The sequence below is a fragment of the Piscinibacter sp. genome (assembly GCF_047600445.1).
GTDB lineage: Bacteria > Pseudomonadota > Gammaproteobacteria > Burkholderiales > Burkholderiaceae_C > Piscinibacter.
This window is the reverse complement of record NZ_JASGKT010000002.1, coordinates 486,052-502,879: the sequence shown is the minus strand read 5'-3', so window position 1 is coordinate 502,879 and position 16,828 is coordinate 486,052. Positions and strand designations below refer to the sequence as shown.

19 protein-coding genes, 1 tRNA gene and 1 pseudogene are annotated in these 16,828 nt (G+C 71.6%); 9 read left to right on the top strand and 12 right to left on the bottom strand.

Features of this window, described 5'->3' with window-relative positions; genetic code table 11:
• Positions 1 to 28: 28 nt before the first annotated feature.
• From QM792_RS06350 to bfr, 6 genes are all read right to left on the bottom strand, one after another.
• Positions 29 to 1,246 carry a tyrosine-type recombinase/integrase gene (locus QM792_RS06350; protein ID WP_415148550.1) on the bottom strand — a complete coding sequence of 406 codons (1,218 nt, stop codon included), beginning with the start codon at positions 1,244 to 1,246 and terminating at the stop codon, positions 29 to 31.
• A gap of 177 nt (positions 1,247 to 1,423) precedes the next feature.
• A tRNA-Ser gene (locus tag QM792_RS06345) sits at positions 1,424 to 1,514 on the bottom strand.
• A 62-nt stretch (positions 1,515 to 1,576) separates the two neighbouring features.
• Complete coding sequence (locus QM792_RS06340) at positions 1,577 to 2,383, bottom strand: 2-keto-4-pentenoate hydratase (protein ID WP_415148549.1); 807 nt, start codon at positions 2,381 to 2,383, stop codon at positions 1,577 to 1,579.
• 4 nt (positions 2,384 to 2,387) lie between these two features.
• Positions 2,388 to 3,683 (bottom strand): serine--tRNA ligase, encoded by a 1,296-nt coding sequence (serS, locus tag QM792_RS06335; protein ID WP_415148548.1) that lies wholly within the window; start codon positions 3,681 to 3,683, stop codon positions 2,388 to 2,390.
• Positions 3,684 to 3,727: 44 nt separating this feature from the next.
• Positions 3,728 to 3,946, bottom strand: a complete 219-nt coding sequence (locus QM792_RS06330) for a (2Fe-2S)-binding protein (protein WP_415148546.1) — start codon at positions 3,944 to 3,946, stop codon at positions 3,728 to 3,730.
• Positions 3,947 to 3,953: 7 nt separating this feature from the next.
• Positions 3,954 to 4,430 (bottom strand): bacterioferritin, encoded by a 477-nt coding sequence (gene bfr / locus QM792_RS06325; RefSeq protein ID WP_415148545.1) that lies wholly within the window; start codon positions 4,428 to 4,430, stop codon positions 3,954 to 3,956.
• A 134-nt stretch (positions 4,431 to 4,564) separates the two neighbouring features.
• On the opposite strand from bfr, the gene QM792_RS06320 reads away from it, so the two are divergent.
• From QM792_RS06320 to QM792_RS06310, 3 genes and pseudogenes are all read left to right on the top strand, one after another.
• Positions 4,565 to 4,813, top strand: a complete 249-nt coding sequence (locus QM792_RS06320; protein WP_415148544.1) for a FeoA family protein — start codon at positions 4,565 to 4,567, stop codon at positions 4,811 to 4,813.
• On the top strand, positions 4,810 to 6,672 hold the full coding sequence (gene feoB, locus QM792_RS06315) for a ferrous iron transporter B (RefSeq protein ID WP_415148543.1): 1,863 nt from the start codon (positions 4,810 to 4,812) through the stop codon (positions 6,670 to 6,672). Before QM792_RS06320 ends, feoB begins: the two co-directional genes overlap by 4 nt.
• Before the next feature lies 1 nt (position 6,673).
• Positions 6,674 to 6,799 (top strand): annotated as a pseudogene (locus tag QM792_RS06310) (hypothetical protein); the annotation flags it as partial.
• 106 nt (positions 6,800 to 6,905) lie between these two features.
• Here QM792_RS06310 and ispH read toward each other — a convergent pair.
• Complete coding sequence (ispH, locus tag QM792_RS06305) at positions 6,906 to 7,886, bottom strand: 4-hydroxy-3-methylbut-2-enyl diphosphate reductase (RefSeq protein ID WP_415148541.1); 981 nt, start codon at positions 7,884 to 7,886, stop codon at positions 6,906 to 6,908.
• Complete coding sequence (locus QM792_RS06300) at positions 7,886 to 8,329, bottom strand: FKBP-type peptidyl-prolyl cis-trans isomerase (protein WP_415148540.1); 444 nt, start codon at positions 8,327 to 8,329, stop codon at positions 7,886 to 7,888. The genes ispH and QM792_RS06300 overlap by 1 nt, the downstream gene beginning before the upstream one ends.
• A gap of 44 nt (positions 8,330 to 8,373) precedes the next feature.
• Between QM792_RS06300 and radC the strand changes: the two genes are divergently transcribed.
• Both radC and QM792_RS06290 read left to right on the top strand, forming a co-directional pair.
• Positions 8,374 to 9,042, top strand: coding sequence for a RadC family protein (gene radC, locus QM792_RS06295; RefSeq protein ID WP_415148539.1), 669 nt, complete (start codon positions 8,374 to 8,376; stop codon positions 9,040 to 9,042).
• On the top strand, positions 9,039 to 9,692 hold the full coding sequence (locus QM792_RS06290; RefSeq protein ID WP_415148537.1) for a Smr/MutS family protein: 654 nt from the start codon (positions 9,039 to 9,041) through the stop codon (positions 9,690 to 9,692). Before radC ends, QM792_RS06290 begins: the two co-directional genes overlap by 4 nt.
• Here QM792_RS06290 and QM792_RS06285 read toward each other — a convergent pair.
• Positions 9,689 to 11,071 (bottom strand): PLP-dependent aminotransferase family protein, encoded by a 1,383-nt coding sequence (locus tag QM792_RS06285; protein ID WP_415148535.1) that lies wholly within the window; start codon positions 11,069 to 11,071, stop codon positions 9,689 to 9,691. The genes QM792_RS06290 and QM792_RS06285 overlap by 4 nt on opposite strands.
• A gap of 94 nt (positions 11,072 to 11,165) precedes the next feature.
• Here QM792_RS06285 and QM792_RS06280 point away from each other — a divergent pair, with 94 nt between their 5' ends.
• Positions 11,166 to 12,029 carry a DMT family transporter gene (locus QM792_RS06280; protein WP_415148534.1) on the top strand — a complete coding sequence of 288 codons (864 nt, stop codon included), beginning with the start codon at positions 11,166 to 11,168 and terminating at the stop codon, positions 12,027 to 12,029.
• 1 nt (position 12,030) lies between these two features.
• Here the strand turns inward: QM792_RS06280 and QM792_RS06275 are convergent, their stop codons facing one another.
• From QM792_RS06275 to QM792_RS06265, 3 genes are read right to left on the bottom strand one after another with little or no spacing between them, the layout of a single operon-like run.
• Complete coding sequence (locus QM792_RS06275; protein WP_415148532.1) at positions 12,031 to 12,417, bottom strand: group II truncated hemoglobin; 387 nt, start codon at positions 12,415 to 12,417, stop codon at positions 12,031 to 12,033.
• On the bottom strand, positions 12,414 to 13,205 hold the full coding sequence (locus QM792_RS06270; RefSeq protein WP_415148531.1) for a MinD/ParA family protein: 792 nt from the start codon (positions 13,203 to 13,205) through the stop codon (positions 12,414 to 12,416). The genes QM792_RS06275 and QM792_RS06270 overlap by 4 nt, the downstream gene beginning before the upstream one ends.
• On the bottom strand, positions 13,202 to 13,933 hold the full coding sequence (locus tag QM792_RS06265) for a GGDEF domain-containing protein (protein WP_415148529.1): 732 nt from the start codon (positions 13,931 to 13,933) through the stop codon (positions 13,202 to 13,204). Before QM792_RS06265 ends, QM792_RS06270 begins: the two co-directional genes overlap by 4 nt.
• A gap of 192 nt (positions 13,934 to 14,125) precedes the next feature.
• On the opposite strand from QM792_RS06265, the gene QM792_RS06260 reads away from it, so the two are divergent.
• From QM792_RS06260 to QM792_RS06250, 3 genes are read left to right on the top strand one after another with little or no spacing between them, the layout of a single operon-like run.
• A complete protein-coding gene (locus QM792_RS06260; protein ID WP_415148527.1) occupies positions 14,126 to 14,977 on the top strand; it encodes a CheR family methyltransferase in 852 nt (283 codons plus the stop codon).
• 2 nt (positions 14,978 to 14,979) lie between these two features.
• Entirely contained in the window at positions 14,980 to 15,633 is a 654-nt protein-coding gene (gene cheD / locus QM792_RS06255; protein WP_415148525.1) for a chemoreceptor glutamine deamidase CheD, read from the top strand.
• 13 nt (positions 15,634 to 15,646) lie between these two features.
• Positions 15,647 to 16,738, top strand: a complete 1,092-nt coding sequence (locus tag QM792_RS06250; RefSeq protein ID WP_415148524.1) for a protein-glutamate methylesterase/protein-glutamine glutaminase — start codon at positions 15,647 to 15,649, stop codon at positions 16,736 to 16,738.
• The last annotated feature ends 90 nt before the right edge of the window (positions 16,739 to 16,828 follow it).

Here is a 16,828-nt window from a genome sequence, read left to right as displayed (position 1 = left end):
CCGGCGCACCCCGCTTTGCCTGAGAAGGTCAGGCGGCCTTGAACGGGATCACCTTGGCGCCATGCCGCAGGCGGTCGAGGTGGTCGGCGTACCACTGCATCATGGTGCGGCGCTGCGGCAGGTAGGTCGCGAAGTTGTACGCGGCGCTCACCTCGTCGCGCTCCTGGTGCGCCAGCTGCAACTCGATGTGGGCGTGCTCGAAGCCGTGCTCGTGCAGGATGGTCGACGCCACCCCGCGGAAGCCGTGGCCGGTCATCCTGCCGCCGTAGCCCATGCGCTTGAGCGCGCCCAGGATCGTGTTGTTGGACATCGGCTTGTCGTGGTCGCGCTCGCCGGGAAACAGCAGGCCGCTGCGTCCGCGCAGCTCGGCCAGGCTCTGGAGCGCGTCCACTGCCTGCTTCGACAGCGGCACGATGTGCGGCGTCTTCATCTTCATGCGCTCGGCCGGGATGCGCCACTGCGCCGCCTCCAGGTCGAACTCGGCCCACTGCGCGCCGATCAGCTCGGACGTGCGGACGAAGGTCAGAGCCATCAGCTTCATCGCCAGCCGCGTGTAGGGCGTGCCGGCGTAGATCTCGATGCGGCGCAGCAGGTCGGGCAGTTCCTTCGCCTCCAGGCGCGCGTAGTGGGTCTTCTTGCGCGGCTTGAGGGCCTCGCCGGGCCGCATGTCGGCCACCGGGTTACGCTCGATCACGCCGTGCGTCACCGCGTACCGGAACACCTGCCCGCAGGTCTGCAACGCACGCTTGGCGATGTCCAGCGCGCCGCGCTTCTCGATCGCCTTGGCCATCGCCAGCAGGTGCAGGGCCGTGATGTCGCCGATGGGCTTGCGCCCGATGGCCGGGAACACGTCGGCTTCGAGCCGGCGCAGCACGTAGTCGGCGTGCCGGGCGGACTTCGGCCCCTTCCAGTGCTCGAACCACTGGCGGGCGACGGCCTCGAAGGTCTTGCCCAGGGCGACGTGCTTGGCGAGCTTGGCGTCCTTGCGCACCTGCACCGGGTCGTCACCGGCCTTGAGGGCGAGGCGGGCCTCGTCGCGCGCCGCCCGGGCCTGGGCCAGCGACACGGCGGGATAGGCGCCGAAGGCCATGCGCTTCTCCTTGCCGGCGAAGCGGTACTTCCAGTACCAGAGCTTCACCCCGCTGGGCCGGGCTTCGAGGTACAGGCCGCCGCTGTCGGCGAAGCGCGTGCGGGCCTTGTCGGCCGGGCAGTCGGCGCTCTTGCAGGTCTTGTCGGTCAGGGCCATGTGGGGGAACCGGAGGGGTGGCGCGGGGGAATCCCGCCTGCCGTTCCCCCAATGGTTCCCCCAACTCGGCCCGGCTGTCAAAGTGCATCGGCGGACGCCAACGAACAAAAAAGCCCCGCTGGACAATGCCTTGCGGGGCTTTCTGCGGTTCTCAGCGAACCTTGGCGAACGTATCTCTGGCGGAGAAGGAGGGATTCGAACCCTCGATACGGTGAAACCGTATACCGGATTTCGAGTCCGGCGCATTCGACCACTCTGCCACCTCTCCGGTGTTCACTGCGTCGGCGGGTCGCTGCCGAGCCCGCCATTGTAGCGCAGGCCAGCGGCCGCTCAGGGGGTGGTGCGCAGCGTCAGCGCGTGCAGCGCTGCATGGTCGAGCCGGCTGCGCCAGACCTGGCCGGGCGCCATCGGCCACGCGTCGGTGAGCGTGCCGGTGGTGACGACGTCGCCCGCACGCACGGTCCACGCCGGCGTGTACTGCGCCATCGCGGCCAGCCACAGCCGCAGCGCGCTCAGGGGGCCGTCGAGCACGTTGGCGCCGCGGCCGCTGTCGACGTCGGCGCCGTCGCGCGAGAGGCCCAGCGTCAGCGCGGCCAGTTCCTCACCGAGCCGCGCGAAGCGCGCCGCCGGCACCCGCGGCCCGACCAGCAGCCGGCCGTGCAGCGCGAAGTCGGCCACGGTGTCGGCGGCACCGAAGCGCCAGTCGGCGAAGTGCGTGTGGACGATCTCGAAGCCGTGCGCGACCCAGTCCAGGCAGCCGGCCAGCTCGGCCTCGTCCATGCCGGCGCTGGGCGCGGCGGCGAATCCGAACACGATCTCCGGTTCGAGGCGCGGCTGCACCAGCCCGGCGAGCGACACGACGGCTTCGCTGCCCTCCAGCAGCGTCAGCGTGCTCGCCCACACCGGCGCCCAGATCGGCGCGAACACGCCGTAGCGCGGCCAGATGCCGCGGTTGGTGAAGCCGATCTTGTAGCCGCGCGGCGTGTCGCCGCGCGCGAGGCGCTGCCGGCGGATCAGGTCGGCCACCTCGAAGGCCTGCGCCAAGGTCAGGCCGCCGGGGCGCGCGCTCGGCAGGCCGATCAGCGCAGCGCCGTCCCAGGCGGCGAGCAGTTCGGCAGCGAGCGCCTGCCTGTCCACCGCTTCAGGCCTTGATCACATCGAGCCCACCGAGGTAGGGCCGCAGCGCCGCCGGCACGCGGATCGAGCCGTCGGCCTGCTGGTGGTTCTCCAGCACCGCCACCAGCGCGCGGCCGACCGCGAGGCCGGAGCCGTTGAGCGTGTGCACCAGCTCGTTCCTGCCCTGCGCGTTCTTGAAGCGCGCCTGCATGCGGCGCGCCTGGAAGGCCTCGCAGTTCGAGCAGGAGCTGATCTCGCGGTAGGTGGCCTGCGCCGGCAGCCAGACTTCGAGGTCGTAGGTCTTGGTCGAGCCGAAGCCCATGTCGCCGCTGCACAGCGTCACCACGCGGTACGGCAGTTCGAGCCTTTGCAGGATCGCCTCGGCGTGGCCGACCATCTGCTCCAGCGCCTCGTAGCTCTTGTCCGGGTGCGTGATCTGCACCATCTCGACCTTGTCGAACTGGTGCTGGCGGATCATGCCGCGCGTGTCGCGCCCGGCGCTGCCGGCCTCGGAGCGGAAGCAGGGGCTGTGCGCGGTCAGCCTGATCGGCAGCGCGCTCTCGGCCAGCACCTGCTCGCGCACGCTGTTGGTCAGCGGGATCTCGCTGGTGGAGATCAGGTACTGCTCGCGGTGGCTCTCGTCGCCACCCCGGCTGACCCAGAACATGTCGTCCTTGAACTTCGGCAACTGCCCGGTGCCTTCGAGGATCTCGCGGTTGACGATGTAGGGCGTGTAGCACTCGGTGTAGCCGTGTTCGAGCGTCTGCACGTCGAGCATGAACTGCGCGAGCGCGCGGTGCAGCCGCGCCGCCGGGCCGCGCAGGAAGGTGAAGCGCGAGCCGCTGAGCTTCGCGCCGGTGTCGAAGTCCAGGCCGAGCGGGCCGCCGAGGTCGGCGTGGTCCTTGGGCGCGAAGTCGAAGGCGCGCGGCGTGCCCCAGCGGCGCAGCTCGACGTTGCCGGCTTCGTCGGCGCCCGGGGGCACGCTCTCGTGCGGCAGGTTGGGCACGGCCATCAGCATCTCGGCGAGGTCGGCCTGGATCACGTCGAGCCGCTCGGCCGAGGTCTTCAGCGCGTCGGCGATGCCGGCCACCTGCGCCATCGCCTCGCCGCTGTCCTGCCCCTTGGCCTTGAGCTGGCCGATCTGCTTGGACAGGCTGTTGCGCTGCGCCTGCAGCTCCTCGGTGCGCACCTGGATCGCCTTGCGCTCGCCTTCGAGCGACTGGAAGCGCGCCACGTCGAGAAAGGGTTGCGGCGTCTTGCGCGCCTCGAGGCGCGCAACCACGTGCGCCAGATCCTTGCGCAGCAGGTTGATGTCGAGCATGGAAAGCCGGGCGCCGCGTCAGCGCCCGCCGGAGGTGGGAAACCTCAGGATTGTAGGCAGGCGAACGCCTGCGACTCGGCGGCCATCTCGCCCTTCATGCCGCCCTTGGCCTCGTGCAGCACGGCGCAGGCGCATTCGGCGCAGCGGCCGCACTGCGTGGCCACGCCGAGTTCGAACTGCAGGCATTCGAGCGTCTGCGCACCTTCGCAGGCGGCCTGGCGGATCTGGTGATCCGAGATGCGGCGGCAGACGCAGACGATCATTCGGCCCTCAGGATGGATCGCCCATCATGGATTGCAGGTAGTTGGGCAGGCCCACCTTGCCGACCAGTTCGACCTGGGTCTCGAGGAAGTCGATGTGCTCCTCGGTGTCGTCGAGGATGGCTTGCAGCAGGTCGCGCGAGACGTAGTCGCGCACCGATTCGCAGTAGGCGATGCCGTCCTTGATGGTGCCCTGAGCGCCCTGCTCGAGCTGCAGGTCGCACGCCAGGAGCTCCGGCACGCTCTCGCCGATCAGCAGCTTGCCGAGGTCCTGCAGGTTGGGCAGGCCGTCGAGCATGAAGATGCGCTCCATCAGTTTGTCCGCGTGCTTCATTTCGCCGATCGACTCTTCGTATTCCTTCTTCGCCAGCTTGTCCAAGCCCCAGTGCTTGAGCATGCGGTAGTGCAGGAAGTACTGGTTGGTGGCCGTCAGTTCGTTCTTCAGTTGGGCGTTCAGGTGGGCAATCACCTGCGGGTCGCTCTTCATGGTTTCTCCGGGGGAGGTTGGGGACGGATCGATTCTGATCTTCCTCAAGCCTCCACCAGGGAGAATCGGGGCGCCGCGCAGGGCTGTGTGGATCTTACTTGATAATGGTTTGTATTAACAATCCCCTTCCCGCCATGCTTCTGACCGAGATGCCCGATGACAGCCATTCCGTCGTGACGGGCGTCACGCCGAGCTCGCCCGACCTGGGCGAAGCCGACCTGCGCCGCCTGGCCGAGCTGGGTTTCATCGCCGGCGAGCCGCTGTACCTGCTGCGCCGCGGGCCGGGCGGACGCGAGCCGCTGGCGGTGCGCATCGGCGACACGCTGGTCGCGCTGCGCTGGGCCGAGGCGCGCTGCATCGAGGTGGAGGCGAGCCGGCCATGAGCGTGAACTGCATCGCCCTGGTGGGCAACCCGAACTGCGGCAAGACGGCGCTGTTCAACCTGCTGACCGGCGCGCGCCAGAAGGTCGCCAACTACGCCGGCGTCACCGTCGAGCGCAAGGTCGGCACGGCCACGCTGCCCGGCGGACGGCGCGTGGCGGTGGTCGACCTGCCCGGCACCTACGGCCTGAAGGCGACCACGCCGGACGAGCAGGTGACGCTCGAGGTCGTGCAGGGCCAGCGCGCCGGCGAAGACGCGCCCGACGCGATCGTCGCGGTGGTCGACGCCACCAACCTGCGCATGAACCTGCGCCTGGTGCTCGAACTGCGCTCGCTCGGCCGCCCGATGGTGGTGGCGCTGAACATGAGCGACGCGGCGCGCGCCCAGGGCCTGGCGATCGACACCGGCGTGCTCGCGCGCGAGCTGGGCTGTCCGGTGGTCGAGACGGTGGGCGTGCAGCGCAACGGCCACGAGGCGCTGCTGAAGGCGCTGGCGACACTCGACGCGGCGCCGGCGGCGAGTGCCGCCACGAGCGCCACCAGCGCCGCGACCACGCGGCACAGCCCGGCGGAGTTGCAGAAAGAGGTGCGCCGCATCCTGGCGCTGGCGGCGCCGGCGTCGCCGCGCGTCGAGCGCTTCCAGCTCGCCGTCGACGCGGTGGTGCTGCACCCGGTGGCAGGCCTCGTGCTGCTGGCCACGCTGATGTTCCTGATGTTCCAGGCGGTGTTCGCCTGGGCCGAGCTGCCGATGGAGCTGATCGAGAGCGGCATGGCCTGGCTCGGCGAGGTGATCACCGGCACGATGGACGACGGCCCGCTGCGCAGCCTGCTGGTCGACGGCGTGATCGCCGGCGCCGGCGGCGTGCTGGTGTTCCTGCCGCAGATCCTGATCCTGTTCTTCTTCATCCTGCTGCTGGAGGACTCGGGCTACCTGCCACGCGCCGCCTTCCTGCTCGACAACCTGATGGGCAAGATCGGCCTGTCGGGCCGCGCCTTCATCCCGCTGCTGTCGAGCTTCGCCTGCGCGATACCGGGCATCATGGCCACGCGCACCATCGCCAGCCCGCGCGACCGGCTGGCGACGATCATGATCGCGCCGCTGATGACCTGCTCGGCGCGGCTGCCGGTCTACGCGCTGCTGATCGGCGCCTTCGTGCCCGACCGCAACGTCGGCCCCTTCGACCTGCGCGGGCTGACGCTGTTCGGCCTGTACGTGGCCGGCGTCGTCTCGGCCTGCATCGTCGCGTGGTTCATCAAGCGCTTCTGGACGCGGCGCAACTACCAGCCGCTGATGCTCGAGCTGCCGCCCTACCGCCGCCCCAGCCTACGCAGCCTGGCGGTCGGGCTGTGGGAGCGCGCGGCGATCTTCATCCGCCGCGTCGGCACCATCATCTTCGCGCTGACGGTGGTGCTGTGGTTCCTCTCCACCTGGCCCGCGCCGCCGGACGGCGCCACCGGCCCGGCGATCCAGTACAGCTTCGCCGGCATGCTGGGGCAGGCGCTGCAGCACGTGTTCGCGCCGATCGGCTTCAACTGGCAGATCTCGGTGGCGCTGGTGCCCGGCCTGGCGGCGCGCGAGGTGGCCGTGGGCGCGCTCGGCACGGTGTACGCGCTGTCGGGCGGCGACGACGCGGTGGCCGAGTCGCTGCTGCCGGTGATCGCGCAGACCTGGTCGCTGGCCACCGCCTATTCGCTGCTCGCCTGGTACGTGTTCGCGCCGCAATGCCTGTCGACGTTGGCGGTGGTCAAGCGCGAGACCAACTCGTGGCGCTACCCTCTGCTGATGCTGGTCTACCTGTTCGCGCTCGCCTACGCGGCGGCCTTCGTGACCTACCGCGTCACGCTCTGGCTCGGAGGATGAAATGGATGCCCAGACCTGGATCGTCGCGCTGATCGTCGCCGCCTGCGCGGCCTACGCGCTGTGGACGCTGGTGCTGCGCCCCTTCCTGCGCACGCGCCGCGGCGCCGGCGCCTGCGACTCGTGCGGCAGTTGCGGCGGCGGCACCGGCAGCCTGCAGGCTGTCCGGCGCCGGGCCGCCCCAAGCCGGACGGCGCCCCCTGGGGGCAGGAGCGAAGCGACTGGGGGGCCCGAGCTCAGCCGAGTTTCGCCATCGACTTGTCGCCCAGCCCCATCGGCAGCGGGAAGTGCACCGACTCCTCCACCCCCGGCAGCGAACGCACCGACACCGCCCCGAGCGCACGAAGCCGCTCGATGACCTGCCTGACGAGGATGTCGGGCGCCGAGGCGCCGGCGGTCAGGCCGACGCGGCGCTTGCCCTCCAGCCACTCGGCCTTCAGGTCTTCCGGCTGGTCGACCATGTAGGCCGGCGTGCCCAGGCGCTGCGCCAGCTCCTGCAGGCGGTTGCTGTTCGAGCTGGTCGGGCTGCCGACCACGATCACCACGTCCACCGCCGGCGCCAGCACCTTGACGGCGTCCTGGCGGTTCTGCGTGGCGTAGCAGATGTCCTGCTTCTTCGGCTCGCGCACCTTCGGGAAGCGCCGCTTCACCGCGGCGAGGATCTCGGCCGCGTCGTCCACCGACAGCGTGGTCTGCGTCACCACCGCGAGGCGCTCGCTCTGCGGCAGCACCAGCGCCTCGACGTCGGCCACGTCGTCGACGAGGTAGATGCCGCCGTCGAGCTGGCCCATCGTGCCCTCGACCTCCGGATGGCCCTTGTGGCCGATCATGATGAAGTCGTAGCCCTCCTTGTGCAGCTTGGCGACCTCGACGTGCACCTTGGTCACCAGCGGGCAGGTGGCGTCGAACACCGCGAAGCCGCGCCGCGCCGCCTCGTGGCGCACCGCCTGCGACACGCCGTGCGCGCTGAACACCAGCGTGGCGCCGGGCGGCACCTCGGCCAGGTCCTCGATGAAGATCGCGCCCTTGGCCTTCAGGTCGTTGACGACGTAGGTGTTGTGCACGATCTCGTGGCGCACGTAGATCGGCGCGCCGAACTTCCTCAGCGCGCGCTCGACGATCTCGATCGCGCGGTCGACGCCGGCGCAGAAGCCGCGCGGCTCGGCCAGCAGCACCTCGTGCACCTCGATGCCGGCGGCACCCGTCGACTCGCCCATCACAGCACCCCGATCAGTTGCACTTCGAAGGTCACCGGCCGGCCGGCCAGCGGGTGGTTGAAGTCGAACAGCAGCCAGTCCCCGCCCAGCTCGCGCACCACGCCGGCGTAGCTCGCCTGGCCGTCGGGCGTGGGGAACTGCACCACGTCGCCGACTTGGTAGCTCGCGTCGGGGTCGCCCAGCTCGGCCAGCAGCGAACGCTTCACGCGCTGCAGCAGCTCGGGGTTGCGCTCGCCGAAGGCCACGCCGGCGGGCACCTCGAACACCGTGCGCGTGCCTTCGGCCAGGCCGAGCAGGCGCTGCTCCAGCGCGCCGGCCAGCTCGCCGGTGCCCAGCGACAGCGTGGCGGGCTTGTCGGCGAAGGTGTTGACGATGTCGGCGCCGTCGGGCCCGGCGAGGCGGTAGTGCAGGGTCAGGAAGGACCCCGGCTGCACGAGGTTCACGGCGTGGGCCTTTGAGTAGACTGGCTCGCGATTTTACGAGCGTGATGAAGAACCTGCCCCCCGATGCCCGCCCGCGCGAGAAGCTGCTCGCGCTGGGCCCGGCCGCGCTGGCCGACGCCGAGCTGGTGGCGCTGCTGCTGCGCACCGGGCTGAAAGGCACGCCGGTGCTCACGCTCGCGCAGCAGGTGCTCGACAGCTTCGGCGGCGTCGCCGGGCTGCTGCACGCCGACGCGGCGGCGCTGAAACGCATCAAGGGCCTGGGTCCGGCCAAGCGCGCCGAGCTGGCGGCGGTGATCGAGCTGGCGCGGCGCGCGCTGCACCAGCGCCTGGCCGAGCGGCCCGCGCTCGACTCGCCCGGCGCGGTGCGCGACTACCTGCAACTGCAGCTCGCCGCGCAGGAGCGCGAGGTGTTCGCGGTGCTGTTCCTCGACGCGCAGCACCGGCTGCTGCAGTTCGACGAGATGTTCCGCGGCACGCTGGCGCAGGCCAGCGTCTACCCGCGCGAGGTGGTGCGGCGCGCGCTGGCGCTGAACGCCGCCGCGGTGATCCTCGCGCACAACCACCCCAGCGGCGTGGCCGAGCCCTCGCGCGCCGACGAGTTCCTGACCCAGTCGCTCAAGAGCGCGCTGGCGCTGGTGGACGTGCGCGTGCTCGACCACTTCGTGATCGGGCGCGGCCAGGTGGTGTCGTTCGCCGAGCGGGGCCTGCTGTGAGCGCGCCCAAGGCGACGGCGCTGGCCGACCTGAAAGAGCTGTGCCGCGCGCTGCGCGAGGCCGAGCGCGAAGCCGCCGCCGCGGCGGCGCGCGCCCAGGCCGAGGCGGCCCGGATCGACCGCGAGCGCCACCTGTTCGCGCGCAGCGTCGGCCCGGTGGTGCCGCTGCGCCCGCCGGCGCGCGCGGCGCGGCGCGGGCCGCTGCCGCCGCCCGAGCCGCGCCAGCGCCAGCGCGACGAGGCGGCGGTGCTGGCCGAGTCGATCTCCGACGAGTTCGACGTCGAATCGCTGCTCGACACCGACGCCGCGCTGTCGTTCCGCCGCCGCGGCGTCGGGCCCGAGGTGGTGCGCAAGCTGCGCCGCGGCGTGTGGGCGATCCAGGCCCAACTCGACCTGCACGGCCTGCGCCGCGACGAGGCGCGCGAGCGCCTCGCCGCCTTCCTGCGCGAAGCCGTGCGCGCCGGGCTGCGCTGCGTGCGCGTGATCCACGGCAAGGGCAACGGCTCGCCGGGGCGCGAGCCGGTGCTCAAGGGCAAGGTGCGCGCCTGGCTGGTGCAGAAGGACGAGGTGATCGCCTTCACCCAGGCGCGCGCGCAGGACGGCGGGCACGGCGCGCTGATCGTGCTGCTGCGGCCGTCGACGGCGGCTTAAGCGTCCAGCGCCCGCGCCAGGATCTCGAACACGCGCCGCTCGCCGCACTGCGCGACGTTGAAGCGCAGGAAACCGCTGGCGCTCGCCGAGGGGCTGAAGGCGTTGCCGGGCGCCAGCACCATGCCGTGTTTCAGGCACTCGCGCGCCACCCGCGCGGCGTCCACCCCGTCGGGCAGGCGGCACCACAGGAACATGCCGGCGCGCGGCACCAGCCATGGCACGATGCCCAGCGCGTCGAGGCGCGCGACCACCTTGCCGCGCGCTTCGGCCAGGCGCGCCCGCACGCCTTCCAGGTGCTTGCGGTAGCCGCCGTCGGTCAGCGCGGCCAGCGCGACGGTGGCCGCGAGCCGGCCGCCGCCGAAGCTGGTGGCGATCTTCAGGTCGACCAGGCTGTCGATCCAGTCGGCGCGCGCGGCGATGTAGCCGCAGCGCAGCGAGGCCGACAGCGTCTTCGAGAAGCTGCCGATGTGGATCACGCGCGCCAGCCCGTCGAAGGCCGCCAGGCGCGGCGCCGGCGTGCTCTCGAAGTCCGCGAAGATGTCGTCTTCGACGATCACGAGATTGGCGTCCTCGGCCAGCTTCAAGAGCCGGTGCGCGGTGACCGGGGACAGCGTCGCGCCGGTCGGGTTGTGGATGCCCGAGTTGGTGATGTACAGGCGCGGCGCGTGCTCGCGCAGCGCGGCTTCGAAAGCCCCGGTGTCGGGGCCGTTCGGCGTGAAGGGCACGCCCACCGCTTTCACGCGGTGCGCGCGCAGCAGTGCGTGGAAGTTGAAGTAGCACGGGTCGTCCACCAGCACGGTGTCGCCCGGTTCGAGCAGGAAGCGGCAGACGAGGTCGATGGCCTGCGTGCCCGATTCGGTCAGCATGATGCGTTCGGGCGGCGCCTCGATGTCCATGCCGTGCAGGCGCCGCGCCAGTACCTCGCGCAAGGCCGGCAGGCCCAGCGGCGTGGCGTAGTCGGCCAGCACCGCGCTGTCGGCACGCGCCGCGGCGCGCAGCGCACGGCGCATGCCCTGCTCGTGCATCCAGTCGGCCGGCAGCCAGCCGCAGCCGGGCTTGAGCAGCGCCGTGCCGGCCTCCAGCGACTCGCGCGAGATCCACAGCGGATCGACCTCGCGCTCGGCACGCGCGCCGATTTGCGACAGCGCCAGCGGCGCCACCGGCCCGCAGACGTAGAAGCCCGAGCCCGGCCGAGCGCGGATCACCTGCTCGGCGGCCAGCCGTTCATACGCCTGCACCACGGTGGAGACCGACACGCCCATCGCCTGCGCCTGCGCGCGCACCGAGGGCAGCCGCGCGCCGGGCGCCAGCGCGCGCGAGGCGATGCGCGAGCGGATCGCGGCCATCACCGCGTCGATGCGGGTTTCGCGTTTTTCCATCGCAACCGTACTGATCAAAATACCATAACAGTTCGTTGAAATTGTATTGGACCGTGCATGGCCTTGGCGGCGTTCTTGCGGTCCACTGCAAACGATGGACAAGACGACTCAGGGCTGGATCAACGGCGCGATCGGCGTGCTGATCTTCGCGGGCTCGCTGCCCGCGACGCGCGCCGCGGTGATGGACTTCGACCCGGTGTTCCTCACCGCCGCACGCGCCAGCATCGCCGCGCTGCTGGCCGCGCCGATGCTGCTGGCGCCCGGCCAGCGCCGCCCGACGCGCGCCGAGCTGCCCTCGCTGGCCGTGGTGGTGCTGGGCGTGGTGATCGGCTTTCCGCTGCTGACCGCGCTGGCGCTGCAGCACGTGTCGGCCGCGCACTCGCTCGTCTTCATCGGGCTGCTGCCGCTGTGCACGGCGATCTTCGGCGTGCTGCGCGGCGGCGAGCGCCCGCGGCCGGCGTTCTGGCTGTTCTCGCTGCTGGGCAGCGCCTGCGTCGCGGGCTATGCCGCGCGCGGCGGCATCGAGGCCTCGTGGGTCGGCGATCTGGCCATGCTCGCCGCCATCGTCGTCTGCGGCCTGGGCTACGCCGAAGGCGCGCGCCTGGCGCGCCACCTGGGCGGCTGGCAGGTGATCAGTTGGGCGCTGCTGCTGGCGCTGCCGGTGATGCTGCCGCTGGCGCTGTCGACGCAGCCCGCGTCGTTCGCGCCGGTGAGCGCCCCGGCATGGCTGGGCCTGGCCTACGTGTCGCTGTTCAGCATGCTGATCGGCTTCGTGTTCTGGTATCGCGGGCTGGCGCAAGGCGGCATCGCGGCGGTCGGGCAGTTGCAGTTGCTGCAACCCTTTCTCGGCCTCGCACTGGCGGCCTCGCTGCTGCACGAAGCGGTGAGCCTCGGCATGCTGGCCGCGACGCTGGGCGCGGTGGCCTGCGTGGCCGGCGCGAAGCGCTTCGCGGCCTGATTCAGCCGCCCTTGTTCCTCATCCAGTCGGCCGTGCCGAAGAAGGCTTTCGCCAAGCGCTCGGCCAGCGCCGCGTCGACCTCGCACTCGCGCATCGCCTGCGCCATGCAGGCCAGCCACTGGTCGCGCTCGCGGATGCCGATGGCAAACGGCAGGTGGCGCGCGCGCAGCATCGGGTGGCCGAAGCGCTCCACGTAGTGCTGCGGCCCGCCCAGCCAGCCGCACAGGAACCAGAACAGCTTGTCGCGCGCGTTGTCCAGCGAGGCGCCGTGCGTCGCGCGCAGCGCGGCGTAGCCGGGCTCCAGGTCCATCAGGTCGTAGAAGCGGTCGACCAGCGCGCGCACCGCGCCCTCGCCGCCGATCAGTTCGAACGCGCTGGCCTCGCTCACGCCTGAAGCTTCTCGGCCGCCGCCGCGACGCCCTGCGCAGCCGGGCAGCCGGGCAGCAGTTCGAGCAGCAGGCGGCGCTTCTGCACCGCCTCGCGCACCGCCGGGTCGTTCGGGATCTCGCCGATCAGCTCGAGCCGGAAGGGCCGGGCCGCATCTTCCAGGTGCGGCGTCACGTAGCGGTCGACCACCTGCTGGAGCTGGCCGCGGATCGCGCGCCCCTCGCCCTGGCGCGTGGTCTGGTTGACCAGCAGCCGGACGCCGCGGCGGCGCTGCTGCGTCGCCAGCACCTTGATCGTGGCGTAGGCGTCGGTCAGCGAGGTGGGCTCGGGCGTGGCCACCACCAGCACCTCGTCGGCCAGCGAGATGGTGTAGAGCACCACGTCGGAGATGCCGGCGCCGGTGTCGAGCAGGATGCGGTCGAAGCGCGGCGCGAGCTGCCGGATCACCTCTTGCAGCTTCTCGCTCACCTCGGGCGTCAGGCGCGAATACTCCACCAGCCCCGAGCCGGCCAGCAGCACCGAGAAGCCGCCCGGCGCCGGCAGCACGGCCTGCTCGAGCGGCGCCTTGCCGGTGAGCACGTCGTGCAGCGTGAGCTTGGGCGTCAGGCTGAGCACCACGTCGAGGTTGGCCAGTCCCAGGTCGGCGTCGAGCACCAGCACGCGCTCGCCGCGCTGCGCCAGCGCCGCCGCGAGGTTGGCCGAGACGAAGGTCTTGCCGACGCCGCCCTTGCCGCTGGTGACGGCCAGCACACGGGCTTGCGCGGGAGTCGATTCGCGGTCGCTGCTCATTCGGGATCCTGGAACTGGGAGTGGCCGAAGAGCAGACCCTTCTCCTCGGCGCTGACGTGCGAGACCGGCGGCATTTCCAGGCAGGCGCGGTTGCGCCCGGCCTGCTTGGCGCGGTAGAGCTGCTGGTCGGCGCGCTCCACCCACAGCGCCGCCGACGAACGCACCCACTGCGGCGCGAAGGCGCCGCCGATGCTCACGGTGACCTGGACGTCCACGCCCGGCGCCACGCTGGCCGGGCGCGCCTGCACCTTGCCGCGCACGCGCTCGGCCACCGCCTGGCCGAAAGCCGGCGGGCAGTTGGGCAGGATCATCGCGAACTCCTCGCCGCCCATGCGCGCCACCGTGTCCATGGGCCGTATGCACTCGTGCAGCGTGCGCGCGACGGCGCGCAGCACCTGGTCGCCGGCGGCGTGGCCGTGCGTGTCGTTGACGCGCTTGAAGTGGTCGATGTCGATCATCAGCACCAGCGCCGGCTCGCCGGCGCGCGCCACGCGGTCGATCTCGCGCGCCATCGCCATCTCGAACTGGCGCCGGTTCGCCAGCCCGGTCAGCGCGTCGCGGCTGGACAGCTCGCACAGCCCGTCGAGCACCGCCTGCAGCCAGCCGGCCGGATCGCTGTGGCGCGTGTCGGGCAGCTCGATGCCCGAGCATTGCAGCAGCCGCAGCGCCGTCTCCAGGCGCAGCGAGCCGGCCTGGAGGGGCTGCGAGGGCTGGGAGGGCGCGTTCAAGCGTGGAGGTCGGTTGAGTTCGGTGCCGGCTTGCGTGTCAGTCTAGCAGCGGCCCCCGCGCCGCCGTGCCGCGAAATGACGGGCCTTGGCCGGCTTCTTCGCCCGCGCGGCGCGCGCCGCTGCACGCCGCTCAAGGCGCGCCGCGCGGCGTCGATAACAGGGCCGGACACCCCCCAGAACCCGCCAGAGAGGATGAGCGCCATCGCCGCCCTTGCCCTTGCCGCCGCGCCGGAGCAGGAATTCGCCTTCAGCCAGGCCGATTTCGAGCGCGTGCGCGCGCTGATCCACCAGCGCGCCGGCATCAGCCTGCACGCCGGCAAGCAGGCGATGGTGTACAGCCGCCTGTCGCGCCGCCTGCGCGAAACCGGCCACCGCAGCTTCGGCAGCTACCTGCAATGGCTGGAGACCCACGCCGGCGCGGGCGGCGACTCGGAGTGGCAAGAGTTCGTCAACTGCCTGACCACCAACCTGACCGCCTTCTTCCGCGAGGAGCACCACTTCCACGCCTTCGGCGCCGACCTGAAGGCGCGCGGCGCGCCCGGCCCGCGCATCTGGTGCAACGCCGCCTCCAGCGGCGAGGAGCCGTACTCGATCGCGATGACGGTGGTCGAGGCGCTGGGCGCCGACAGCGGCGCGCGCATCCTCGCCAGCGACATCGACACCCGGGTGCTGGCCACCGCGGCGCGCGGCGTGTACCCGGTCGATTCGCGCGGCCTCTCGCCCGAGCGGCTGCGCCGCCACTGCCTGCGCGGCACCGGCGCCAACGCCGGCTTCATGCGCATCCGGGCCGAGGTGCAGACGCTGGTGGAGTTCCGCGCCCACAACCTGATGGCGGCGCACTGGGCGCTCGGCGAGCCGTTCGACTTCGTGTTCTGCCGCAACGTGATGATCTACTTCGACGCCGCCACGCAGCGCCGCGTGCTCGAACGCATCCACGCGGCGATGAAGCCGGGCGGGCTGCTCTACGTCGGCCACTCCGAGAACTTCTCCGATTCGCGCGAGCTGTTCCGCCTGCGCGGCAAGACCATCTACGAGCGCGTCTGAGCATGGCCCTCGCCTCCCCCCCTGCGGCCACGGCCGGCGCGCGGCTCGCGCGGCTGAAGGCCGCGCCGCGCCAGCCCGGCGAGGCCTCGTTCTTCTTCTACGACGCGCGCTTCGGGAACGACGCGGTGAAAGTCCTGCCGGGCGAGTACTTCGTCGACGCGGAGGACATCCTCATCACGACCACGCTCGGCTCGTGCATCGCCGCCTGCCTGTGGGACCGCAACGCGCAGCTCGGCGGCATGAACCATTTCATGCTGCCCGAAGGCGCGGCCGGCGGGCTGGACAGCGGCCGCTACGGCTCCTACGCGATGGAGCTGCTGATCAACGAGATGCTCAAGCGCGGCGCCACGCGCGCCACGCTGGAGGCCAAGGTGTTCGGCGGCGGGCAGGTGATCAGCGGCATGAACACGATGAACGTCGGCCAGCGCAACACCGAGTTCGTGCTCGACTACCTGAAGACCGAGCGCATCCCGGTGGTCTCCAAGGACGTGCTGGACGTCCATCCGCGCAAGGTGTGCTTCTTGCCGCGCTGCGGCAAGGCGATGGTCAAGCGGCTCTCGCCGGCCAACCCCGAGGCGCTGCTGGCGCAGGAGCGCGCCGCCGCGCGGACGATGCTGCGGCCGGCCGGCGGGGCCGGCTCGGTGGACCTGTTCTGAAGGAGCGCGGAACATGGCCAAGACGCGCGTGGTGGTGGTGGACGACTCGGCGCTGGTGCGCAGCCTGCTGTCGGAGATCATCAACCGGCAGGACGACATGCAGTGCGTCGGCGCGGCGGCCGACCCCTACATCGCCCGCGAGCTGATCCGCGACACCGACCCCGACGTGATCACGCTGGACGTCGAGATGCCGCGCATGGACGGCATCGACTTCCTCGGCAAGCTGATGCGGCTGCGCCCGACGCCGGTGGTGATGGTCTCGACGCTGACCGAGCGCGGCGCCGACGTGACGCTGCGCGCGCTGGAGCTGGGCGCGGTCGACTTCGTCGCCAAGCCGAAGATCGGCGTGGCCGACGGGCTGAAGCAGCTCGCCGAGCAGATCACCGACAAGATCCGCATCGCCTCGAAGGCGCAGCTCAAGCGCCTGGCGCTGCCGGTGGCCGCTCCGGCGGCGCCCTCCGCCGACGCGCCGCCGCGCGTGGCGGCGCCGGCCTCGATCGGCCGGCTGTCGACCGAGAAGATCGTCTTCATCGGCGCCTCCACCGGCGGCACCGAGGCGACCAAGGAGGTGCTGGTCCACCTGCCGCCCGACAGCCCGGCGGTGATGATCACGCAGCACATGCCGGCCGGCTTCACGCGCAGCTACGCGGCGCGGCTCGACGGGCTGTGCCGCATCCGCGTCGCCGAGGCCTGCGACGGCGAGCGCGTGCTGCCCGGCCACGCCTACATCGCGCCCGGCGGCCAGCACCTGAGCGTGGAGCGCAGCGGCGCCAACTACGTCGCGCGCGTGCAGGCCGGCGAGCCGGTGAACCGCCACATGCCCTCGGTGGAGGTGCTGTTCAAGTCGGCCGCGCGCGTGGCCGGGCCGAACGCGCTGGGCATCATGCTCACCGGCATGGGCGCCGACGGCGCCAGGGCGATGCGCGAGATGCGCGAGGCCGGCGCCTGGAACATCGCGCAGGACGAGGCGAGCTGCGTGGTCTTCGGCATGCCGCGCGAGGCGATCGCGCACGGCGCGGCGCACGAGGTGCTGCCGCTGGCGCAGATCGCGCCGCGGCTGATCGAGCGGCTGCGCGGCATGGGCGCGACGACGAATCGCGTCTGACGCCGACCTCCGTTCGCCCTGAGCCTGTCGAAGGGCAGGCGAGCGACTCGTTGGGGCTTCGACAGGCTCAGCCCGAACGGGGCACGACCG

What these genes read in the sequence shown, in the direction of transcription:
- QM792_RS06350 (WP_415148550.1), bottom strand. Translation starts at nt 1,246, where the DNA reads ATGGCCCTGACCGACAAGACCTGCAAGAGCGCCGACTGCCCGGCCGAC.
- serS (WP_415148548.1), bottom strand. Translation starts at nt 3,683, where the DNA reads ATGCTCGACATCAACCTGCTGCGCAAGGATCTGGCGCACGTGGTTGCG.
- QM792_RS06330 (WP_415148546.1), bottom strand. Translation starts at nt 3,946, where the DNA reads ATGATCGTCTGCGTCTGCCGCCGCATCTCGGATCACCAGATCCGCCAG.
- bfr (WP_415148545.1), bottom strand. Translation starts at nt 4,430, where the DNA reads ATGAAGAGCGACCCGCAGGTGATTGCCCACCTGAACGCCCAACTGAAG.
- QM792_RS06320 (WP_415148544.1), top strand. Translation starts at nt 4,565, where the DNA reads ATGCTTCTGACCGAGATGCCCGATGACAGCCATTCCGTCGTGACGGGC.
- feoB (WP_415148543.1), top strand. Translation starts at nt 4,810, where the DNA reads ATGAGCGTGAACTGCATCGCCCTGGTGGGCAACCCGAACTGCGGCAAG.
- ispH (WP_415148541.1), bottom strand. Translation starts at nt 7,886, where the DNA reads ATGGGCGAGTCGACGGGTGCCGCCGGCATCGAGGTGCACGAGGTGCTG.
- radC (WP_415148539.1), top strand. Translation starts at nt 8,374, where the DNA reads ATGAAGAACCTGCCCCCCGATGCCCGCCCGCGCGAGAAGCTGCTCGCG.
- QM792_RS06285 (WP_415148535.1), bottom strand. Translation starts at nt 11,071, where the DNA reads ATGGAAAAACGCGAAACCCGCATCGACGCGGTGATGGCCGCGATCCGC.
- QM792_RS06280 (WP_415148534.1), top strand. Translation starts at nt 11,166, where the DNA reads ATGGACAAGACGACTCAGGGCTGGATCAACGGCGCGATCGGCGTGCTG.
- QM792_RS06270 (WP_415148531.1), bottom strand. Translation starts at nt 13,205, where the DNA reads ATGAGCAGCGACCGCGAATCGACTCCCGCGCAAGCCCGTGTGCTGGCC.
- QM792_RS06260 (WP_415148527.1), top strand. Translation starts at nt 14,126, where the DNA reads ATGAGCGCCATCGCCGCCCTTGCCCTTGCCGCCGCGCCGGAGCAGGAA.
- cheD (WP_415148525.1), top strand. Translation starts at nt 14,980, where the DNA reads ATGGCCCTCGCCTCCCCCCCTGCGGCCACGGCCGGCGCGCGGCTCGCG.
- QM792_RS06250 (WP_415148524.1), top strand. Translation starts at nt 15,647, where the DNA reads ATGGCCAAGACGCGCGTGGTGGTGGTGGACGACTCGGCGCTGGTGCGC.